This window comes from Streptomyces violaceoruber, assembly GCF_033406955.1.
GTDB classification, from domain to species: Bacteria; Actinomycetota; Actinomycetes; order Streptomycetales; family Streptomycetaceae; genus Streptomyces; species Streptomyces violaceoruber.
On record NZ_CP137734.1, the window covers coordinates 3,169,240 to 3,186,029 of the forward strand.

Annotated in this window: 16 protein-coding genes and 2 pseudogenes; 7 read left to right on the forward strand and 11 right to left on the reverse strand. The window is 72.6% G+C overall.

The features are described 5' to 3' along the window. Nucleotides 1–67: 67 nt before the first annotated feature. Complete coding sequence (locus R2E43_RS13805; RefSeq protein ID WP_003974031.1) at nt 68–727, forward strand: TetR family transcriptional regulator; 660 nt, start codon at nt 68–70, stop codon at nt 725–727. Between the two features lie 502 nt (nt 728–1,229). On the opposite strand, the gene R2E43_RS13810 is transcribed toward R2E43_RS13805, so the two are convergent. Then, on the reverse strand, nt 1,230–1,832 hold the full coding sequence (locus tag R2E43_RS13810) for a TetR/AcrR family transcriptional regulator (RefSeq protein ID WP_003974034.1): 603 nt from the start codon (nt 1,830–1,832) through the stop codon (nt 1,230–1,232). Between the two features lie 101 nt (nt 1,833–1,933). On the opposite strand from R2E43_RS13810, the gene R2E43_RS13815 reads away from it, so the two are divergent. Beyond that, nucleotides 1,934–2,716 (forward strand): MBL fold metallo-hydrolase, encoded by a 783-nt coding sequence (locus R2E43_RS13815; protein ID WP_030870191.1) that lies wholly within the window; start codon nt 1,934–1,936, stop codon nt 2,714–2,716. A gap of 56 nt (nt 2,717–2,772) precedes the next feature. On the opposite strand, the gene sigJ is transcribed toward R2E43_RS13815, so the two are convergent. After that, nucleotides 2,773–3,687, reverse strand: a complete 915-nt coding sequence (gene sigJ, locus R2E43_RS13820) for an RNA polymerase sigma factor SigJ (RefSeq protein ID WP_093456873.1) — start codon at nt 3,685–3,687, stop codon at nt 2,773–2,775. 180 nt (nt 3,688–3,867) lie between these two features. On the opposite strand from sigJ, the gene R2E43_RS13825 reads away from it, so the two are divergent. Further along, nucleotides 3,868–4,386: a carboxymuconolactone decarboxylase family protein gene (locus R2E43_RS13825; protein WP_265699864.1), complete on the forward strand. Its 519-nt coding sequence runs from the start codon at nt 3,868–3,870 to the stop codon at nt 4,384–4,386. Between the two features lie 74 nt (nt 4,387–4,460). Here the strand turns inward: R2E43_RS13825 and R2E43_RS13830 are convergent. Then, nucleotides 4,461–4,698: pseudogene (locus tag R2E43_RS13830) on the reverse strand (hypothetical protein); the annotation flags it as partial. 98 nt (nt 4,699–4,796) lie between these two features. Here R2E43_RS13830 and R2E43_RS13835 point away from each other — a divergent pair. Both R2E43_RS13835 and R2E43_RS13840 read left to right on the forward strand, forming a co-directional pair. Continuing rightward, a pseudogene (locus R2E43_RS13835) lies at nt 4,797–4,895 on the forward strand (transcriptional regulator); the annotation flags it as partial. An 801-nt stretch (nt 4,896–5,696) separates the two neighbouring features. Then, on the forward strand, nt 5,697–6,068 hold the full coding sequence (locus R2E43_RS13840) for a hypothetical protein (RefSeq protein WP_265699862.1): 372 nt from the start codon (nt 5,697–5,699) through the stop codon (nt 6,066–6,068). A 62-nt stretch (nt 6,069–6,130) separates the two neighbouring features. Here the strand turns inward: R2E43_RS13840 and R2E43_RS13845 are convergent, their stop codons facing one another. The 4 genes from R2E43_RS13845 to R2E43_RS13860 all read right to left on the reverse strand — a co-directional run bounded on the left by R2E43_RS13845 (nt 6,131) and on the right by R2E43_RS13860 (nt 10,316). Then, entirely contained in the window at nt 6,131–6,814 is a 684-nt protein-coding gene (locus tag R2E43_RS13845; protein WP_003974037.1) for an ABC transporter ATP-binding protein, read from the reverse strand. A 33-nt stretch (nt 6,815–6,847) separates the two neighbouring features. Continuing rightward, a complete protein-coding gene (locus R2E43_RS13850) occupies nt 6,848–8,338 on the reverse strand; it encodes an ABC transporter permease (protein ID WP_030870186.1) in 1,491 nt (496 codons plus the stop codon). 147 nt (nt 8,339–8,485) lie between these two features. Further along, complete coding sequence (locus R2E43_RS13855) at nt 8,486–9,730, reverse strand: L,D-transpeptidase (RefSeq protein WP_030870184.1); 1,245 nt, start codon at nt 9,728–9,730, stop codon at nt 8,486–8,488. Nucleotides 9,731–9,962: 232 nt separating this feature from the next. Further along, a complete protein-coding gene (locus tag R2E43_RS13860) occupies nt 9,963–10,316 on the reverse strand; it encodes a hypothetical protein (RefSeq protein WP_016327131.1) in 354 nt (117 codons plus the stop codon). Nucleotides 10,317–10,425: 109 nt separating this feature from the next. Between R2E43_RS13860 and R2E43_RS13865 the strand changes: the two genes are divergently transcribed. Then, complete coding sequence (locus R2E43_RS13865; RefSeq protein ID WP_016327130.1) at nt 10,426–10,764, forward strand: hypothetical protein; 339 nt, start codon at nt 10,426–10,428, stop codon at nt 10,762–10,764. 141 nt (nt 10,765–10,905) lie between these two features. Here the strand turns inward: R2E43_RS13865 and hutH are convergent, their stop codons facing one another. The 3 genes from hutH to R2E43_RS13880 form a co-directional block, all read right to left on the reverse strand. Then, complete coding sequence (gene hutH, locus R2E43_RS13870; protein ID WP_003974041.1) at nt 10,906–12,444, reverse strand: histidine ammonia-lyase; 1,539 nt, start codon at nt 12,442–12,444, stop codon at nt 10,906–10,908. A 117-nt stretch (nt 12,445–12,561) separates the two neighbouring features. Beyond that, a complete protein-coding gene (locus R2E43_RS13875; RefSeq protein WP_030870180.1) occupies nt 12,562–13,710 on the reverse strand; it encodes a GGDEF domain-containing protein in 1,149 nt (382 codons plus the stop codon). Nucleotides 13,711–13,810: 100 nt separating this feature from the next. Then, complete coding sequence (locus tag R2E43_RS13880; RefSeq protein ID WP_030870176.1) at nt 13,811–14,611, reverse strand: enoyl-CoA hydratase/isomerase family protein; 801 nt, start codon at nt 14,609–14,611, stop codon at nt 13,811–13,813. A gap of 210 nt (nt 14,612–14,821) precedes the next feature. Here R2E43_RS13880 and R2E43_RS13885 point away from each other — a divergent pair, with 210 nt between their 5' ends. Then, nucleotides 14,822–15,499 carry a hypothetical protein gene (locus R2E43_RS13885; protein WP_332056242.1) on the forward strand — a complete coding sequence of 226 codons (678 nt, stop codon included), beginning with the start codon at nt 14,822–14,824 and terminating at the stop codon, nt 15,497–15,499. A gap of 63 nt (nt 15,500–15,562) precedes the next feature. Here the strand turns inward: R2E43_RS13885 and R2E43_RS13890 are convergent, their stop codons facing one another. Then, nucleotides 15,563–16,705, reverse strand: a complete 1,143-nt coding sequence (locus tag R2E43_RS13890) for an adenylate/guanylate cyclase domain-containing protein (protein WP_003974045.1) — start codon at nt 16,703–16,705, stop codon at nt 15,563–15,565. Nucleotides 16,706–16,790 lie beyond the last annotated feature (85 nt).

Here is a 16,790-nt window from a genome sequence, read left to right on the forward strand (position 1 = left end):
GGTGTGACCTTACGCCGGTCCGGGGTGCTGAGCAAAACCGAACGGTTTGGTCGCCTATCCTGGACCCATGCCTCGCTCCCCCAGCCCTGGTCAGACCCCGGACGCCCCCACCTCGGGGGGCGGGTCCACCGACTCCACGCGCCAGCGCATCGTCGCCGCGGCCAAGGAGGAGTTCGCCCGGCACGGGATCGCCGGTGCCCGCGTGGACCGCATCGCCAAGCAGGCCAGGACGAGCAAGGAACGTGTCTACGCCTACTTCCGCAGCAAGGAAGCCCTTTACGCGCACGTCGCCGAACGCGAGACGACCGCACTCATCGAGGCGACTCAGCTGGATCCGGCCGACCTGCCCGGTTATGCCGGCATCCTCTTCGACCACTTCGCGGCCCGTCCGGACCACTACCGCCTGATCACGTGGGGCCGCCTGGAGCTGGCCGAGTCCGCGGACAACACCAGCGGCCCCCTTCAGGCCACGATCGCCGGCAAGCTCGACAAACTTCGCGACGCGCAGCGCATCGGGCTGCTCGACCCGGCCTGGGACCCGGTCGACGTCCTCGCCCTGATCAACCAGATCGCCATGACCTGGGCAGGTCAGCCCGAAATCGCCGCCGCTGCCGCGGACCAGGCCGTGGACCCCTCTGTCACCGCCCGCCGCGCCGCACTGGTGACCGCCGTGGAGCACATGTTCCCTCGCCCGGACCGGGACCGACGGCCCAACCGTCTGACGTGACGCACACCGCCGGGTACGTCCGTCGAAGATGACCTGGTGGACGAACGCGCGCGTCCGGCCAGACGGTCGGTGAGGGCACGTGCGGAGCCGACCACTGAAAGACGGACGTGACGGCGGCCTCGGTCACGCCGTGGGAGTGCCCCGGCTCAGTGCGGTCACGACCACGACGCCCGCCGGTGCGTGACCGAGGTGCTGACGCACGTCATCGACCACGAGGGCGAGGACACCCCCGCGACCGTCCGCCTCGCCGTATTGCCCAGCGGCCACACGCGCGTGGGGGTCACCGACCCCGACCCACGGGTCCCGCCCATCCTCCCCGGACCGGCCGGTGTCACCGACGAGTCCGGGCGCGGCCTCGCCCTCCTCGACGCGTCGGCGCCGCGGTGGGGCGTGGAGCAGCGCGGGGTCCGCAGGGGGGTCCGGTGCGAGCCGGCGGGAGAGCCGCCGCTCGACGACGTCCGGACACCCGCCGCCCCCGGCGGTCCGGAGCGGACGGTGAGGGTCAGGACTGGGCCAGGGCCCGTTCGATCGCGCGGCGGGCCCGGTCCGCGGCCGTGCGGTCGTGCTGGAGCTGCATGGCCGCGTTGAGCGCCAGCCCGGCCGCGACGATCTCGAACAGCGCCTGCTCGACGTCGAACCCGGCGGGCAGCTCGCCCTTGTCCACCGCCGCGGTCAGGTCCGCCCGCAGCTGCTCCCGCCAGCGCGACCACACCTCGGCCACCGCGTCGCGGACCCGGCCGGGCCGGCCGTCGTACTCGCTGAGTGCCGCGGTCAACAGGCAGCCGCCGGGCAGCAGGGGTTCTTCCAGGTAGCCCACGGAGTTGGCGCACACCGCGCGCAGCCGCCGCAGGCCCGGCGGCTCGGCCAGGGCCGGCTCGACCACCCGGTGCCAGAAGTCCACGAAGGCCTTGTCCAGGGTGGAGATCTGCAACGTCTCCTTGGTGCCGAAGTGCTTGTGCACCCCGGACTTGCTCATCTCCAGCTCTTCGGCGAGCCGGCCGATGGTGATGCCGTCCAGCCCTTCCTCGGAGGCGATCTCGGCGGCACGGCCGAGGATCCGGCCCCGGGTGGCCTGCGCTTCGGCAGCTGAACGTCGTGGTGACATACGGCAAAGATAGCGTACGGACGTTCGCTATTGATTTAGCGAACGCCCGTACGCTAACGTCCGGGTTCCACCGGAACGAAACCGGAACGAAGGAGTGCGGGATGCGGGTGCGACGACTGGGCTGGGCCGGACTGGAGATCGAGGCGGGCGGCGAGCGCATGGTGATCGACTACGTGCGGGACCTCTCGCCGCTGTTCACGGGGTGGAAGCCCGGCGAGAACGTGGCGGTGCCGGGCGGGAGGGCGTCCGCCGCGCTCGTCACCCACCTGCACCGGGACCACACCGACGCGTCCGCGCTCTCGGAGGTGCTGACGCAGGGGGCGCCGGTGCTGCGACCGGCGCCCGGTCACGGTGACGACGTGGACAACGTGACGACGCTTCTGGCCGAGCGCGAGCTGGTCCGGCACCGGCTGGCCGTCGAGGTCGTGGACGTCTGGTCCACGCGCGACCTGGGGCCGTTCCGCGTCACGGCGGTCCCCGCCGTCGACGGGCTGGGCGACCCGCAGCTGAACTGGGTGGTGGAGGCCGACGGACAGCGGATCCTCCACGGCGGCGACACGATGTTCCACGGCTTCTGGTGGCTCGTCGCGCGCCGGTTCAGCCCGTTCGACGCGGTGTTCCTGCCCGCCAACGGCGCGGTGGTCGACGCACCGCACCTGCGGCCGCCGAGCCCCGTGCCCGCCGCACTGGACCCGAGGCAGGCCGCCGCGGCCGCGGAGATCCTCGACGCCCGGTTCGCGGTGCCGATCCACTACGAGCCGGAGCAGCCGGACAAGATCGCGGGCTACGTCGAGGTGGCCGACCCGGAGGCCGAGTTCCGCGCGCACGCCGGGCGGCGCGCACACGTACTGGCCGTCGGGGAGTGGCTCGACCTGGCCACGTGACCGGGCACCGGGGGCCCGGCCTCCCCGCCCGGCCTCCCCGTCCGGCCTCCCCCGGCTCACGCGGCCGGGGCCGTCGCCCAGGAGCGCAGCTTCTCGGGGTTGCGCATCGCCCACAGGTGGCGGACGCGGTGGTCCGAGACGCCGAAGGAGTACACCGTCACAACGGCGCCGTCCTGACAGCCGACCAGGCCGGGCCGCCCGTTGACCGTGCGTTCGAGCAGCGTCTGCCCGGACTGCCGCGGCCCGAAGCGGAGCAGTCCGCGCACGATCGGCTCGCGGCCCCGCAGCGGGTGCTCCAGGGTGCGCACCACACCGCCGCCGTCGCCGACCGCGGTCACCTCGGGGTCGAGGAGCCGGATGAGCGCGTCGACGTCGTTGGTCTCCCAGGCCCGCTTGAGATCGCGTACGACGACCGCGTCCTGCGCCGTCGACGTGGCGGCGGACTCCTGTGCGGTGCGGATGCCCCGGCGCGCGGTGGACGCCAGCCGGCGGCAGGCGGCCGGTGTACGGCCGACGATCCTGGCCACCTCGGGAAACGGATAGCGGAAGACGTCGTGGAGGACGAAGGCGACCCGCTGGGCGGGGGACATCGAGTCCAGGACGACCAGGAAGGCCATGCCGACCGACTCGTCGAGGGTGATCAGGTCGGCCGGGTCGGAGGCGATGCCGGGTGTGCGGGCGGCGGTCCGCTCGGCGGGGTCGGCCAGCGGCTCGGGGAGCCACTGACCCACGTAGTGCTCCCGCCGGACCCGGGCGGAGCGCAGGTGGTTGAGGCAGACCCGGCTGACGACCGTCGTGAGCCAGGCCCCCGGGGACCCGACGGCCTCCCGCCGGTCTGCGGGCATGGCGTACCAGCGGGCGTACGCCTCCTGGACGGCGTCCTCCGCGTCGGCCAGCGAGCCGAGCATCCGGTAGGCCACGTTGATCAGTTGCCGCCGCTCGCCGGTGACCGGCGCGGATCGGGTGGTCATTGCTTCCGACGCTCCTTCTGCCGCGTGCGCGCGTGTCCTCACCCCCTACGACGCGACGGCGCGGCCATGTGTGACATGCGGGCCGGGGCCCGCGGCCCGCAGCGCGGGCTCACACTTCGGGCCGCCACGGTGTCGGAGAGGGGGAACGACGTCCGACCGACCCGAAGGAGCGTCTCAGCCATGACCACCACCGAGGACACGACCACCACCGCGGAGCAGGACGGGACGCGGTCCCGCCTGCCCGACCCCACCGGGCTCTACCCGGAGTTGACGGCCCTCTCCGCTGCCGTGCAGAAGGCGCTGCGCAACGGCCCGGTCCCGCAGGCCACCCTCGCCCTGATGCGCCTGCGCACCGCACAGGTGATCGGCAGCACCTACCACGGCGTCGCGGCGACCGACGCCCTGCGCAAGGCCGGCGAGGAGGAGCGGCGCATCACGGCCGTGGCGACCTGGCAGAGCGCCCCCTGCTTCACCGCTCCCGAGCGGGCCGCGCTGGAACTCGCGGAGGCCGTCCTCACCCCGAACCCGTTCGGGGACCGGGTGAGTGACGACCTGTTCGCCCGGCTGTCCCGGCACTACGACACCGACGAGATCTGGCACCTCACCATGGCCCTGGGCCACTTCAGCCTGTTCACCCCGGTCGCCCTCGTCGGCAAGCCGGTGCCCGGCCGGCCCCCGGGGAAGAACTACACCGACTGACACCGCCCGACACGAGACAGCGCCTGCCGCCCCGGTGCGGGGCGGCAGGCGCTGTGGTGCGGACGCGGAAGCGGTCAGACCGCCGAACCCGCCTTCCACTGGGCCCAGTCCATGTCCCAGCCGTTGAGGCCGTTGTCCGGGGCGATGGCCTTGTCGCCGGTGTTCTGGACGACGACCACGTCACCGACGATGGGTCGTCGTAAGACCAGGCGCCCGGCGTGTTCGGGTCGTTGGCGCCCTCGACGTCCTGCAGACCGACGCAGCCGTGGCTGGTGTTGGCGCTGCCGAAGATGTCCCCCAGTAGTTGCCGTGTCGCAGATCCTCGCCTGGAACCGGATGGCCCGCGGCGGCCCACTTCGGCGACTGGGGCAAGCTCCCGGCCGCCGAGCGGAACTGGGCGCGGCTGGGCCTTCATCACGTACCACGCAGAGCCCGGCTCACCGTCGGCGGACGGGCTCCGCCTGCTGGCGAGCTGGGGGACGGACGCGGCGGCTTCACTGCCGACGTAGAGCGATCGGCACCTTGTCGGGCCCGCAGCCGCCGCGAGTCCGGAATCAAGGGCTCCGTCCTGGTACGAAAGCACCGCACAGGTGAGCCGAGCGGCAAACCGAACCACCTGCCGAGACTGTCCGCCCCGCGACGCCGAAGCACCCCGCGCACACTGCGTAGCTGCCGCGTCACGCGGCCGAGACCCGTCTCGCGCACGGCCGCCCCACGTGCGAGAACACCATCTCCATGGGTGGTGCGGCACGTCGGCGGCACGCTCCCCGTTTCGCGAGGGCCCCCGGGAGGGAGCGGTCTCGAAGACGACAGCCGTACTCACCGGCGCCGCGCGGCGGACTCTGATCATGTCCTTGACACCCCCATCGGCCGCATCCCATGATCCATCGGCCCGTACGCATGTCGAGCTCGGGGCATGAGTGGGGGAAACCGTGCTGCGCACGCTAGGGGTCCGCCGCCGTCCCTGTGGACCTGTCCGTCGTGAACGAAACCGATCTGACCTCCCTGACTCACTTGCCCGGCCCGTTGCAGGGCTTCTTGGAGACCTGCGTCGGGGGGCCGCTCGACTGGTTCGCGAATCTCGGTGGTCAGGGACCGTTCCGACGGATCACACAGCATCTCAACTGGTCCGAATGGATCTACCCTGCTGCCTAGCGTCGTCGGCACGCTCGTGCCACGTCGCTGGCCCTGAAGTGACGAACACACGGCGTGAGGAACTGGGAATGCTTGGTACACGGTCCCACCGCACCGCACTCGGATCGGTGTTCGCGGTCGGTTCCCTGCTGCTTGCCGGGTCTCTCACGTCGTGCGTGAACTACTCCGGATGCGGCATCGGCAGAGTCGACGACGTGGTGAGCGAGGATCTGCTGGGCACGTACACGGGAAGCGAGTACGGACGACTGACCTTCGCACCTGGCGGAAAGCTCACTTATCAGGACTGGGAATTCTCCGGAGGAGAGTACGGGAAGGTCTCAGGAGCGGGGAAATGGTCCTTCGGGCGTGGGAAGGAACAGGACTCGGTAGCCCTGGGACTGGACTATCCGAGGACTGTCGAAGGCGGCGGGACCTACGGGGTGACGCTGTTCGTGGCCGGATCGGCCGGAGACCTACGGCTCTACGACTACCTGACCGACCCTGACGTGTGTGAACTCAACGAGTTCACACACGACTCGGGGGCCTGAGAGGCCTCCCCCTCCTCGGCCGGGCACGGGCGGCCCGGCAGATCCGCGGCCACCGCACACCGTCAAGCCGAGGCGTTCTCCTTGACGGTGATGCGGCCCTTGCGGATGGTGGCCACGCGGGGGGCCTTCCTGGCGATCGCCGAGTCGTGGGTGACCATGACGAAGGTGAGGCCCAGCTCCTTCCACATGCGGTCGAGCACGTCCATGATCTCGTCGCGGGTCGACTCGTCGAGGTTTCCGGTGGGTTCGTCGGCGAGGAGCACCTTCGGCTGCTTCACCAGGGCGCGGGCGATGGCGACGCGCTGCTGCTGGCCGCCGGACATCTCGCCGGGGAGGTGGCCGAGGCGTTCGCCCAGGCCGACGGAGGCCAGGGCCTCGGCGGCCTGCTCGCGCCGCTCCTTCGCCTTGACGCCGAGCGGGACCAGGGCGGTCTCGACGTTCTCCTGGGCGGTCAGGGTCGGGATCAGGTTGAAGGACTGGAAGACGAAGCCGATGCTCTCGCTGCGCACCCGGGTCAGCCTGGCCTCGGGGAGCGTGGCGAGGTCGGTGCCGTCGAGAACGATCCGGCCCGAGCTGGGCCGGTCGAGGGCGCCCAGCATCTGGAGCAGGGTGGACTTGCCGCCGCCGGTGGGGCCCTGGATGACCAGCCGGTCGCCGTCGGCGATGGTCAGGTCGACGCCGTCGAGGGCGTGCACGGTGGTTTTGCCGCGGGTGTAGTGCTTGGTGACGCCGCTGAGTTCGTACATGGTGCAACTCCTGGAGTACGGGGAAGGGGGGCGCTACTCGACGCGGCGCAGGGCGTCCGCCGGGCGCAGCCGCGAGGCGCGCCAGCCGCCGAAGCCCCCGGCGACGAGTCCGCCGGCCACGGCGAGGCCCACCGCGAGGGCGATGGTGGTGAGGCTGACGGGTGCGGTCAGCGCGATGTCCAGGGTCTTGGCGGCCGCCTGTCTTCCGGGGCCGCCCAGGCCGCCTCCGCCGAAGCCGCCGCCGGAGCCGCCCGCACCCCCGCCACCGCCCGCGCCGCCGCCCAGCTGGGCCTGGAGCGTGGGGCTGACGGCGGTGACGGCGTACGCGCCCGCGAGCCCCAGCGCGATGCCGAGGGCGCCGCCGACCAGGCCGTTGACGACGGCCTCGCCGATCACCTGCCGGGTGACCCGGCCCGAGCGCCAGCCGAGCGCCTTGAGCGTGCCGAACTCGCGCACCCGGCGGGAGACGGCGGAGGAGGTGAGCAGACCGGCGACCAGGAAGGCGGCCACGAGGACGACGATCGACAGCCACTTGCCGACGCCGGTGGCGAGCGAGGAGGCGGTGGACAGGGAGCCGGAGACGGTGTCGGCGAGGTCGGCGGAGGTGGTGACCGTCGTACCCGAGATGTTCTTCTGGATCGCGGACTTGACGCCGTCGATCCGCTGCGAGTCGGTCGCCTTGACGTAGATCGTGGTGACCTCGTCCTTCGCGTCGCCCAGCGTCTGGGCCTGCTTCAGCGGCACGTAGAGGCTGGCCGCCGCATCACCGCTGTCCGCCGTGGCGATGCCGACGATCTCGAACTTCGTGTCCTTGACGGTGACCGTGCTGCCGGTCTTGAGTTTCTTCTCCTTGGCGTAGGCCGAGTCGGCGACGGCGACCCTGGCGTCGGTCTCCGACTCCTCGAAGGTGCGTCCGCTGGTGATGGTGGACGTGGTCAGCGGGCCGAGGGCGGGCTCGGTGACGTCGGTGCCGTAGACGGAGTAGCTGTTGACGTCGAAGTCGGCGCCGCCGCCCTGGACGCGGCCCTGCGGGGACTGGCCTCCGCCCGGGCCGCCGCCCTGACCCGTGCCGCCCGCGGCGCCGCCGGAGGCGTCCTGCGTGAACTGACCGCGCGAGAACTCGCCGCTGACCTTGACGACCTGGAGGCTCAGACCGCCCACCGCGTCGGCGACACCGCTCTGTCCGGCGACCTTGCCGACGGTGGAACTCGCCAGCGTCTGGAAGCCCTGCACCATGACGCGGTCGGTGCTCTGCTCCTCCTCGGAGCCGTCGTCCTGCGCGTCGAAGCGGAAGCGCGGCCGTTCGGCGGTGCTTGCGGAGGACGCCTCCGCGGCCTTGGTGACCGTCATGTCCGTGCCCAGCCCGTACAGGGACTGCAGGACCTTGTCCTGGGCCCGGCCCATGCCGGAGGAGACCGAGTCGACGACGATGACCAGCGCGATGCCCAGGGCCAGTCCGGAGGCGACGACGAGGGCCGCCTTCCGGCGGCGGCGCAGCTCGCGCCTCAGGTAGGTGAAGAACATGGGCGCAAGCTAGGCACGGCCCGTGATGACGGGATAAGGCCCGCGTAAGAGGAGGATGAGAAGCCCGGGAAACGACGGGCGCCCGCCGCCCCGGCGAGGGGTGGCGGGCGCCCGTGCGAAGTGCGGTCGGCCCGGAGGGAGTCGGCGTCAGACCGCCGAACCCGCCTTCCACTGGGCCCAGTCCATGTTCCAGCCGTTGAGGCCGTTGTCCGGGGCGATGGTCTTGTCGCCGGTGTTCTGGACGACGACCACGTCACCGATGATCGAGTTGTTGTAGAACCAGGCGCCGGGCGTGTTCGGGTCGTTGGCGCCCTTGGCGTCGGCCAGGCCCACGCAGCCGTGGCTGGTGTTGACGCTGCCGAAGATGCCCTTGCCCCAGTAGTTGCCGTGGATGAAGGTGCCGGAGGTGCTCAGGCGCATGGCGTGCGGCACGTCCTTGATGTCGTACTCGCCCTTGCCGTCGTCGTCGGTGAAGCCGACGGTCGAGCCGTCCATCCGGGTCTCCTTGAACTTCTCGGAGATCACCATCTGGCCTTCGTAGGTCTTGTTGTCCGGGGAGCCGGCGGAGATCGGGATGGTCTTGACGGTCTTGCCGTCCTGCGTGACCTTCATCTGCTTGGTCTTCGCGTCGACGTAGGAGACCTGGTTGCGGCCGATCTTGAAGGTGACCGACTTCTGCTGGACGCCGTAGACGCCGTTGGCGCCCTCGACCCCGTCGAGCGCCAGCTTGAGGGTGACGGTCGAGCCCTCCGTCCAGTACTTCTCGGGACGGCAGTCCATGCGCTGGGTGGAGAACCAGTGGCAGGCGACCTCCTGGCCGCTGCTGCTGTTGACCGTGATGCCCTTCTGGACGGCGGCCTTGTTGGTGATCTGCTTGTCGAAGCTGATCGACACGGGCATCCCGACGCCGACGGTCTTGCCGTCGTCCGGGGTGAAGGTCCCGATGAAGCTGTTCTCGGGGGAGACCGTGGTGAACGACGCGTTCTCGTGGGCGGCGCGGCCCTCGGAGTCCTGCGCGGTCGCCGTGATCTGGTACTTGGTGGCGCGCTCCAGCTGACCGCCGGGCTTCCAGCTGGTCTTGTCGGCGGATATCTCGCCCTTGACCTCGGTGCCGTCCGAGGCGGTCATCTTCACCTCGGTGAGCGTGCCCTTGCTCACGGTGACGCCGGCGGAGTTGTTGATGGAGGCGTTGTCCGAGCCGCCCTTGGGCGTGATCTTGATCTGCGCCTCGGACGTCTTCTTGGCCGCCGCCTCGTCGACCTCGGCCTGCGAGGTCTTGTCCCCACCCCCGGAGGTGCCGGCGTCGCTACTGGAACATGCCGAGAGCACCAGCACACCGCCGAGCAGTGCGGACGCGGCCGCCAGACCCTTGCGCCGCTTACCGTCCGTCATCACACGCTTCTCCATCGTTGCCGATTCCCGAAACCCCGAGATACCCCGTCAATAACTTTCAACGCTACGACCGGTTCGTCCCGTTCCACATCGCTCACGGGTGTGGGGCATGCCACGTTTGCCGCCCGGAGGCAGGAGGCGGTGCGGGGAGGTGTCGGTCAGTGCGCACCGTGAGACGACGAAACCCCGGGCGGCGGTTGCCGCCCGGGGTCAGGAATTTCCCCACACCGCGTCAGCCGACCGTCATTTCCTCGTCTTCCGGGTCGTTCTCGCCGCCATCATCCTCGTCGAGGTCCCACTCGGGCGAGTCGGGGTCGTAGTCGATCTGCTCGCTGCTCCAGGACGCCTGCTGGAGCTCGACCCCGGGCACCACGCTGACCAGGTCGAACGGGTCCACGAGATGCGCCAGGGCCTCGGCGGTGTCCTCCGTCACAGCGCGCTCGGAGTCGGCCCGTTCCGCGTCGGACAGGTCGGTGTCGTCGGCGAGGGCCTGCAGGGCGGCCCCGGTGACGGCCTCCTCGTCGTCGATCTCTAGCACCAGCTCGACGCGAATACGTACAAACCGTGATGTCTCTGGAGTGCTCATGCCCGGAGCGTAAGGCCGACCGCTCCCGTGACTTTCCTGTGACCCGCGCCTTTCACTAACATCTGCCCACACGGCCAATTCGCCAGCGCCACAAGGGGATCGATATTCCGTGTCATCCGCTCGCCGTTCCTTGCTGACCGCCGCCTCCGCGGGCGGCCTGCTGTGTGCCCTGTGGTTCGTCCCGTCGGCGAACGCGACACCCGAGACACCGGTGCTCGAATCCGCCGCCGCGAACCCGTCTCCGCAGGTCACCGCCCAGGCGAGAGCCGCCTCGGCGGACGCTTCGACGGACACGACGGCCACGACGGCCACCGGCGAGGGCACGACCCGGCTGGCCGACACCGGCAGCTTCGACAGCACCCCGTACGTCGTCGGCGGCGCCCTCTGCCTCGGCCTCGGCGCCGGCTTCGTCGGCTACTCGGTCCGCCGGGAACGCCTCGACCTTTGAGAGAACTTGACGTTCTTTTGGCTTTCTTGACCGCCTGAAGGCCCTTTGGCGGATCCGTCCGGCCGCCCGGTGCGTCCGGAGACGGTCCGAGGGGGGCCCGGCGCCGCGCCGGGCCCCCCTCGGACCTGTCACCGCCGCCCGCTAGCGCAGCGGCCCCGTGACACTCTCCGCGGCCGCGACCAGGTGCCCCGCGCGCACGAACGCGTCCGCCGCGGCGAGGTCGGGCGCTAGGTGGCGGTCCGGTCCCGGACCCTCCACACCGGCCGCCCGTACGGCCTCGACGACGGCCTGCGACGCGGGCGCCGGGGTCAGTCCCTCGCGGAGCTGGATCGCGCGCGTGGCGGCGTACAGCTCGACGGCGATCACGCGCGCCAGGTTGTCGACGGCCGTGCGCAGCTTGCGCGCCGCCGACCAGCCCATCGACACGTGGTCCTCCTGCATCGCGGAGGACGGGATGGAGTCCGCCGAGGCCGGTACGGCGAGCCGCTTCAGCTCGCCGACCAGGGCGGCCTGCGTGTACTGGGCGATCATCAGGCCGGAGTCGACGCCCGCGTCGTCGGCGAGGAACGGCGGCAGGCCGTGGCTGCGGTTCTTGTCCAGGAGCCGGTCGGTGCGGCGCTCGGCGATGGAGCCGAGGTCGGCGACGGCGACGGCGAGGAAGTCCAGGACGTAGGCGACCGGGGCGCCGTGGAAGTTGCCGTTGGACTCGACGCGTCCGTCGGGCAGGACCACCGGGTTGTCGACGGCCGCCGCCAGCTCCCGCTCGGCGACGAGACCGGCGTGCGCCATGGTGTCGCGTCCCGCACCGGCGACCTGCGGGGCACAGCGCACCGAGTAGGCGTCCTGGACGCGGGGGGCGTCGTCCTGGTGGTGGCCGGTCAGGCCGGAGCCCTTGAGCACGGCGGCCATGTTGGCGGCGCTGGCGGCCTGCCCGGGGTGCGGGCGGATGGCGTGCAGCTCGGGGGCGAGCACGCGGTCGGTGCCGAGCAGGGCCTCCATGGTCAGCGCGGCGGTGATGTCGGCCGACTTGTAGAGGGTGTCGAGGTCGGCGAGGGCCATGACCAGCATGCCGAGCATGCCGTCGGTGCCGTTGAGGAGGGCGAGGCCCTCCTTCTCGCGCAGCTCGACGGGGGCGATCCCGTGCGCGGCGAGCAGCTCGCCGGCGGGCCGCACGGTGCCGTCGGGGCCCTCGGCGTCGCCCTCGCCCATGAGGGTCAGCGCGCAGTGGGAGAGCGGGGCGAGGTCACCGGAGCAGCCGAGAGAGCCGTACTCGTGCACGACCGGGGTGATCCCGGCGTTGAGCACGTCGGCCATGGTCTGCGCGACCTCCGGGCGGACGCCGGTGCGACCGGAGCAGACGGTCTTCAGCCGCAGGAACATCAGTGCGCGGACCACCTCGCGCTCGACGCGCGGGCCCATCCCGGCGGCGTGCGAGCGGACGATGTTGCGCTGGAGCCGGCCGCGCAGCTCGGGGCTGATGTGCCGGGTCGCCAGGGCGCCGAAGCCGGTGCTCACGCCGTAGACGGGGTCCGGCTTGGCGGCCAGCGCGTCCACGACGGAGCGGGCCGCGGCGAGGGCCGCCACCGCCTCCTCGGAAAGCTCGATCCGGGCGCCCGCGCGCGCCACGGCGAGAACGTCGGACGCGGTGACCCCCGACGTCCCCACCACCACAGTGTGCATATCCATATTCAGGAGCGTACGCAGTGAATTCGATGATGTCACGAGGGGGTGCGTCACGGATGCGCGCGGGCTGCGCCCCTTACCGCCCGCCTCGCCGCGCCCTTGCCGGGCCCGGCGTCACGGCGAGTGCCGTCCGCGGAACCGCCTGCGCTCTCCGTCCTCCGCCCGGGAGGGCTCGTCCGCGAGCCGCACGACCGGGTCGTCGGGCCCCTCGCGCCCCGCGACGACCGGCCCGGCCGCCCGCTCGGCCTTGGCGCGGTACTGGGCGGCGTCCGCGAGCCGGAACAGCCGGCGGGCGGAACGCACCGGCCCGACCGGGTCCTCGGTGGACGCGACCCCGCAGGCCACGCCGTCCCCCAGCTCCAGCTCGGCCGCCCGGCGGCACAGCTCCTCGGCCGCCTTGACCACGGCGTCCGCGGGCGGCCCGACCGCGAGCAGACAGAACTCGTCCCCGCCGAGCCGCGCGGCCAGCGCCCCCGGCAGCATCGCCCCGCACAGCGACAGCACCGACCCGAACCGCTCCAGGAGCCGGTCCCCGACGGCGTGGCCGTGCGTGTCGTTCACCCGCTTGAGGCCGTTCAGGTCGCAGACGACGAGGCTGACGACGACGTCCTCCTCGCGGTGCCGCTCCACGGCCTCGTCCAGCGCGGCGTCGACGGCCCGGCGGTTGGCCAGCCCGGTGAGCGCGTCGGTGTACGCGAGCCGCCTGACCTCCTCCAGCCGCTCGGTCTGCGCGATCCCGGCGGCGACGACGGAGGCCAGTACGGTGGCGAAGTCGGCGTCGCCCCGTTCGAAGACCCGCTCCCCCACCGGCCGGGCCACGTACAGCTCGCCCCACGCCCGCCCGTGCAGCACGATCGGCGCGACCACGCAGCAGCCGCGGCCCCGGCGGCGCAGGGCGGCGACCCGCTGGTGGACGTAGCCGGGGCGCCCGGCGGCTGGCCCCCGGGCCGTCTCGACCCAGGCGTCGGGCTCCCCGCCGCCGGCCCAGCGCTCGTGCAGGAACTCGGTGATCTCCGCGAACTGGTGCACCGGATAGGACTCGTCCTCCGGGAACTCCTCCTCGTCCTCGGCCCGCCGGCCGACGTTCACGAGGACCCGCAGCCGCCCCAGCTCCCGCTCCCACACCGACAGCGCGGCGAAGCTGCCGCCCAGCGCCAGGCACCCGCCGACGGCCGCCGCCCGCCACGCCTCCCGCGCACTGTGCGCGGCGGCCATCCCCTGCGCAAGCGCCACCACGGCCGCGAGCCGCCTGTCGTCACCCATCACTCCAGGCTAGGGAGATTCACGAAGAAACGTTACTCAAACGGGGCGAACCGGGCGATTGCCTTCGGCTCGCGGGGTCGTGTCACTCGCGCGGTCCGCCTCACTCACCCGGCCACCGCGGCGCCCGCTTCTCGTTGAACGCCGCCACTCCCTCGGCGCGGTCCCCCGAGAACGCCACCGAACGCCACGCCGCGTCCTCGACCTCGAGTCCCGCGCGCAGGTCCAGCCCGTGCCCCAGGCGCAGCGCGCGCTTGGCCGCACGCAGGCCCACGGGCGAGTTCGCGGCCATCCGGGCGGCCAGCTCCAGCGCCTCCTCCCGGTCCCGACCCTCCGGCACCAGCTGGTCCACGAGCCCCAGCTCGCGTGCCTCCTCGGCCGCCACCCGCCGTGCCGTGAACACCAGCTCGGCCGCTCGCGCCGCACCCACCCGGCGCGGCAGCAGCTGCGTACCGCCGCCGCCCGGGATCACCCCCACCGACACCTCCGGCAGCCCCACCACGGCCGTGGGGTCGGCCACGATCACGTCGCACGACAGCGCCAGCTCGAACCCGCCGCCCAGCGCGAACCCGTGCACGGCCGCGACCGTCGGCACCGGCAGCTCCAGCACCGCGGTGTACGCCCCGCGCGTCACCGGCCGCTGCCGCAGCAGATCGGCGTCGGTGAAGGAGTTGCGCTCCTTCAGGTCCGCACCCACGCAGAACGCCCGCTCGTGCGTCGAGGTCAGCACCACCACCCGCACGCTCCGGTCCTCGCCCAGCGCCGCGCAGGCCGCGCCCACGGAACGGGCCATCGCGGTCGACACGGCGTTCATGGCCTTCGGCCGGTCGAGCGCGAGCTCCGCGACATGCCCCTCCCCGTGCCGCCGCACCAGGACGAACTCTCCGAACCGCTCCTCGCTCATGACACCCTCCGGTTAACGCGTGTTAACAAGTAGACCGCCCGATCATCGCAGCCGCGCCCGCCCGGGGGAAGGCCGGGCACGCCCGGCCCCTACCGACCCCGCTTACCCGTTCGAGTGACATACGGCCGACCGCCGTACCCCGGCCCGCGCCGGCCCGTAGCCTCGCTCCGCCATGGCGCAGCGGGGGCGCGTGCGCACCGGGGAGGGATCATGACGACGACCGGCACACCGACAGAGCCGCGGTACGCGTGGGGCCGCCGCGGGCGGCACCGCAGGCCCCGCCCCCGCAAGGTGCTGCTGGCCGCGGGCGGCCTCGCGCTGGCGGCGGGCGCCCTGAGCGTCGTACGCCTGCTGCCCGGGCCCGGCGGCGACACCGGCGGCGTCCGCGCCGGGGCGGAACCGCGCGTGGAGAGCGGCGGACGGGACCCGGCCCCGGACCCGGCGACGGCCCCCGCCGCCGGCACCGGCGGCGAGCCGTCCGGAGCCGGTCCCTCCACGACATCCGCCATGGGAGGCCTGAGCGGCTCCCCCGGGCCGGGCCTCATACCCGGTCTCGCGCCCGCCCCCTCCGCGACCGGTCCGGCGGTCCCGCTGCCCACCGCCCCGCCGGTGCGCACCCCGGGCGCCCCCGAGACCCCGAAGCCGGGGGAAGGGGCAGGGGAACGGGAACGGGAACGGGCACGGGAACGGGGGGACGACACCGGGGAGCAAACCCCGGCCCCGGGAACTCCGCAGCCGTCGCGGTCCGACCGCCCCGTACCGCACCCGGTGCCGCCCCCGCCGCCGGGCCCCGGCACGCCCCCGCCGTCCGATCCGGCGCCGGAACCGGCGGATCCCGGCCTGTGCGTGCCGGTCATCGGCCTCTGCGTGGACCTGCTCGGCGACTGAGAAGCCCGGTACGACGGCCGCGGGCCACGACAGCCGGGGGCATGGGGCCGGGACGCCCGGGGTCTACGACTCCCCGCCGCCGTCCCGGCGCGTGAGCAGCCACGGCTCGACCACGCCGAGGCCGCGCACCGGCCGCTGCCACATCGGCTGGAGCGCGAAGCGGTACACCGGCGGCTCCTCGCCCGCCTTCTCCGCCGCGGCGGCCTCCTCCGCTGCCGCCGCCTCCGAGGCGGGGGCGTCCCGGGTACGGATCAGTTCCTCCGCGAAGGCGGTGTCGACGAGGACCGCGTCCTTGGGGGCTATCGAGGTGAGCCGGGAGGCCAGGTTGACGGTGGTGCCGAAGACGTCGCCCATCCGGGTGGTGACCGTGCCGAAGGCGATGCCGACGCGCAGTTCCGGCATGGTCTCGTCGTGGGCCATCGTCTCGACGAGGAGCAGCGCGATCTCGGCGGCCGTACCGGCGTCGTCGGCGGCGTAGAGCACCTCGTCGCCGAGGGTCTTGACCAGCCGTCCGCCGCGCGCGGCCACCAGGTCGGCGGAGGTGGTCTCGAAGGCCTCGACCAGCTCGCCGAGCTCCTCCTCCTCCATCCGCCGGGTCAGCCGAGTGAAGCCGACCAGGTCCGCGAAGCCGACGGCGAGCCGCCGGTCCACCATCTCCTCGTCGTCCCCGGCCTGGATGACGCGGCCGGCCGAGGCGGCGAGCTGGCGCCTCCAGACGTAGACGAGGAACTCCTGCAGCTCGGGCAGGAGCAGTTCGACGATGGGGTACGTCACCTCGGTGCGCGTCATCCCCGGCTCCGGGGGCTCGGTCAGGCCCTCCAGGAAGGAGTCGATCTGCCACTCGGCCAACCGGGCGGTGGTCTGTCCCGTGGACCGGGCGACCTGGACGGCCATCGCCTCGCTGAGCAGTCCCGCCTCCACCAGACCGGCCAGCCGCCGCAGGGCGAGGACGTCGGCCTCGGTGAGCGCCTTGGCCTGGCCGATGTCGGCGAAGCCCATGGCCCGCCAGAAGCGGGAGGCCAGCTCCATGGAGACGCCCGCGCTGCGGGCGGCCTGGAAGGGGGTGTAGCGGCGCTCGGCACCCAGGATGAGCCCCTCGAGGCGCAGCGCGAGCGGGTCCTCGCCGGGATCGGCGGAGTCCGGGGCGGGCTCGGGGTCCACCCGGCCGTCCCCGTCCGCGCCGGAGCCGGTGTCGTCGACGGTCACGCCTGCTGCCCTTCCGATCTGCCGCGGTCAGGTTCGACCGGCCCCAACTTTACGTCAGGTGTGCCCCAGCTCACTCCCGTGCGGT